A 4,155-nucleotide genomic window follows, 5' to 3' on the forward strand; every position below is an offset into this window, starting at 1 on the left:
CACCGCCGACGGCACCATGAACTCCGGCAGCACCCCCGCCAGATACGCCCGCACCAGGGCGGGGTCCGGCTCCTCGCCCGGGACCTCCGGCACGACGTAGGCCACCAGCCGCCGGTCCCCCGGCCGGTCCTCGCGCGCCACCACGGCCGCCGCCGACACCTGCGGATGCCGGGCCAGCGCCGCCTCGACCTCGCCCGGCTCGATCCGGAACCCCCGGATCTTCACCTGCGCGTCCGCCCGCCCCAGGTACTCCAGCACCCCGTCACCGCGCCAGCGCACCACGTCCCCCGTCCGGTACATCCGCTCGCCCGTGCCGTACGGGCAGGCGACGAACCGCTCCGCGGTCAGCGCCGAGCGGCCGAGGTAGCCGCGGGCGAGCCCCGGACCGGCGAGGTACAGCTCCCCCGCCACCCCCACCGGCACCGGCCGCAGCCAGGCGTCCAGCACGTAGACGCGGGCGTCCCGGACGGGGGATCCGATCGGCGGGACCTCGCCGGGGCGCAGGGGGCCGCTCACCGTGGCGGCGATCGTGGCCTCGGTCGGGCCGTAGGCGTTGACCATCAACCGGCCGGGGGCCCAGCGCTCCACCAGGTCGGGGCCGCAGGCGTCGCCGCCGACCGCCAGGGTCCGCAGACCCTCCAGCGGGGCGGCGGGCACGCTCGCCAGCGCCGCCGGGGGGATCAGCGCGTGGGTGACGCGCGCCTCCTCCAACGCCGCGGCCAGCTCCGCGCCGCCGTACACGCCCTCGGGCGGGATGACGAGGGCGGCTCCGGCGGCGAAGGCCATGAGCATCTCCATGACCGAGGCGTCGAAGCTCGGCGAGGCGAACTGGAGCACCCGGCTGTCCGGCCCGACCCGGAGCCGGTCGCGTTGCGACTCGGCGAACGCGGCGATGCCCTCGTGGGTGACGACCACCCCCTTGGGGCGGCCGGTCGAGCCCGAGGTGTAGATCACGTAGGCGGGATGCCGGAGGTCGCGCCGTACCTCGTCCGGTCCGAGGTCCTCGGCCGGGAGAGCGGAGACGTCCGCGGCGGCGAGGAGTTCCTCGCCGACCACCAGGGCCGGGCAGGCGTCGTCGAGCATCATGGTGATCCGCTCGGCGGGGTAGCCGGGGTCCACCGGCAGGTAGGCCGCGCCCGTCTTGGCCACGGCCAGCACCGCGACGACCAGGCCGGCCGAGCGCGGCAGCAGCAGCGCGACCACCTGCTCGGGTCCGGCGCCGCGCCGTCGCAGCAGCCGGGCCAGCCGGTCGGCGCGGGCGTTCAGCTCGCCGTAGGTGAGGGTCGTCGCACCGTCCACCAGCGCGGTCGCGCCGGGGTCCCGCGCCGCCACCGCCTCGAAGAGCTCCGGCAGCGTACGGCGCGGCACCGGGTCGCCGGTGGCGTTCCACTCCTGGACGATCCGCCGCCGCTCGTCCTCCTGGAGCAGGTCGAGGTCGCCGACGGGGGTGTCCGGTGCGGCGGCGACCGCGGTGAGCAGGTGCCGCAGGCGGCCGAGCAGGCGTTCCGCCTCTTCCGCGGTGAACAGGTCGGGCCGGTGGTCCAGGCGGAGCAGGAGCCGTTCGCCGGGCACGGCGGCCAGCGCGAGCGGGTAGTGGTGGGCGTCGGTCGAGCCGAACCCGGTGAGCCGGAGGTCGCCGAGGGAGGCGCCGGCCGCGTCCGGGTCGAACGGGTAGTTCTCCAGCACGGTGACGGTGTCGAACAGGGCGCCGCGGTGGATCTCGGTCAGGCCGAGGTGGTGGTGGGGCAGCAGCTCGGCCTGCTCGTCCTGGAGGCGGGCCAGCAGCTCGCCGAGCGGCTCATCGGGACGGAGCCGTACCCGGACCGGGACGGTGTTGACGAACAGGCCGACCATGCGCTCGACGCCGGGCAGCTCCGGCGGGCGGCCGGAGACGACCGCGCCGAACACCACGTCGTCGCGGCCGGTGAGCCGGGAGAGCAGGACGCCCCAGCCCGCCTGGAGCACGGTGTTGACCGTGACGCCGTGGCGGCGGGCCGTCCGGGTGAGGGTCTTCGTCAGCCGCGCGTCCAGTTCGAGGTGGGCCCGCTGCGGCGGGACGGCGGAGGCGCCTGCGACCGCGGGCGCGACCAGCGTCGGCCCGTCCACCCCGTCCAGGGCCCGCTCCCACGCCCGGCCCGCCGCGTCCCGGTCCTGCCGGGCCAGCCAGGCCAGGTAGTCCTTGTACGGCGGTGCGGGCGCGGCCTCCACGCCCAGGTAGAGGGCGAGCAGTTCGGTGACCAGGAGCGGGGTGGACCAGCCGTCCAGCAGGATGTGGTGGTTGGTGAGGATCAGCCGGTGCCTGCCGGGCGCGACCCGGACCAGGGTGAAGCGGAGCAGCGGCGGCCGGGTCAGGTCGAAGGGACGCTCCCGCTCCTCGGCGGCCACCCGGTCGGGGTCCGCGCTCTCGATCTCGCGCCAGGGGAGGGCGACGCGGTCGGGGACGATCTGGACTGGCCGGCTGAGGTCCTCGTGCCAGAAGCCGGCGCGCAGGTTGGCGTGGCGCTCCAGCAGCCGCCCGGCGGCCCGCCGCAGCCGGTCCGCGGCGAGCGGGCCGTCGAGGTCGAGCGTCACCTGCGCGGTGTAGACGTCGTGCTCGTCGTGGAGGGCGTGGAAGAACAGGCCCCGCTGCAGCGGCGAGAGCGGAAGGATGTCCTGGACCTGCGTCATCGTCCCTCCCATGCGGCCCGGATGCGGTCGATCTCGTCCTGGTCCAGCTCGACCAGGAGGTCACTCGGCGTGTGCCCGCCGGAGCCGTGCGCGGCCAGCCCGCCGAGCGCGTCGAACCAGGTCTCGGCCAGTTCCTCGACCTCCGCCTCGGTGAGCACCCCGTCCGGCCAGGACCAGACGGCCTCCAGGTGCGGGCCGTCCGGGCGGTCGTGGACGGTCGTGTTGATCTCCAGTACGTGGGCCACCGGCATCTCCGGGTCGTGGCCGCCGAGTTCGGCCGGGACCACGGTCCAGTCGCCCTCGCCGGCGGTGACCCGGCCGAGGTGGTTGAAGACGATCTGCGGCCGGGGCAGCTCCGCCAGTTCCGCGGCGCCGCCCGGGTGGAGGTGGCGGAGCAGGCCGTACCCGAGGCCGTTGCCGGGGACCGCCCGCAGCTGCTCCTTGACCCGCTTGACCGCCTGGGTGACGGTCCGCTCGTCGGCCCAGGTGGTGGCGCCCGCGTCGAGCCGGACCGGGTACACGGTGGTGAACCAGCCGACGGTCCGGGACAGGTCGTGGCCGCCGGCGATCTCCTCGCGGCCGTGGCCCTCCAGGTCGAGCAGGACGGAGGTGCCCCGCCCGCCGTGCTTCCTGCGCCGGTGCGCCACGGCCAGGGCGAGCCCGGTGAGCAGCACGTCGAGGGTCCGGCCGTGGAAGGCCGCCGGGACGGTGGTGAGCAGCGGTTCGGTCCGTTCGGGCGGCAGCGTGAGCCGCAGCGTGCGGACGGTCGCGGCAGTGTCCTTGTCCGGGTCGAGCGGCCGGCGGCCGATGCGCGGGTCGGGGCCGTCGAGGACGTCGATCCAGGCGTCGAGTTCGCCCGTCCTGGTCTCCGCCTCGGCGCGCAGCGCCCGCGCCCAGGTGCGGAACGAGGTCGGCACCGGCGGCAGCTCCGGAACCCGTCCCCTGCTCGCCGCCTGCCAGGCGGTGAACAGGTCCGGCAGCAGGATCCGCCACGACACCCCGTCCACCGACAGGTGGTGCACCGTCACCACCAGCCGGCCCGACGCCTCCGGACCCGCGTCCAGCCACACCACCCGCACCATCCGCCCGGCCGCCGGGTCCAGCTCCGCCCGCGACCGCGCCACCTCCTCGGCCACCGTCCGCGCCCAGGCGTCCTGGCCCCCGGGTCCGTCCGCTCCGTCCACCGGAGCACCGTCGGCCGCCACCCGGCGCACGCACCCGGCCGCCCGCACCGCCCCCACCGGCAGCACCTCCAGCCCTCCCGGACCGTCCCCGCGCAGCGCCCCGATCCCCGGGCAGACCAGCCGGAGCGCGTCGTGCCGGTCCACTACGGCCTGCACCCCCGCCGTCAGCGCCTCCACCCCGAGACCCGGCGGGACCCGCAGCACCACCGTCTGGCTGAAGGCGCCGATCGGCCCGCCGGCCTCGGCCAGCCAGTGCATGATCGGGGTCGGGTCCACCGGACCGACCCCGGCCCCCTCCGCCTCA

2 protein-coding genes are annotated in these 4,155 nt (G+C 76.3%); both read right to left on the reverse strand.

The genetic code is table 11. The annotated features are described in order from the left end of the window. Window positions 1-2,667, reverse strand: a 2,667-nt coding sequence (locus ABD823_RS34095) for a non-ribosomal peptide synthetase (protein WP_344867030.1), incomplete at its 3' end; no start/stop codon positions are given. Beyond that, a partial coding sequence (locus tag ABD823_RS34100) for a condensation domain-containing protein (RefSeq protein WP_344867032.1) occupies window positions 2,664-4,155 on the reverse strand: 1,492 nt, incomplete at its 5' end. The genes ABD823_RS34100 and ABD823_RS34095, both read right to left, overlap by 4 nt.

Origin of the sequence: Planomonospora alba (assembly GCF_039534085.1) — a bacterium.
Classification (GTDB): Bacteria; Actinomycetota; Actinomycetes; order Streptosporangiales; family Streptosporangiaceae; genus Planomonospora_B; species Planomonospora_B alba.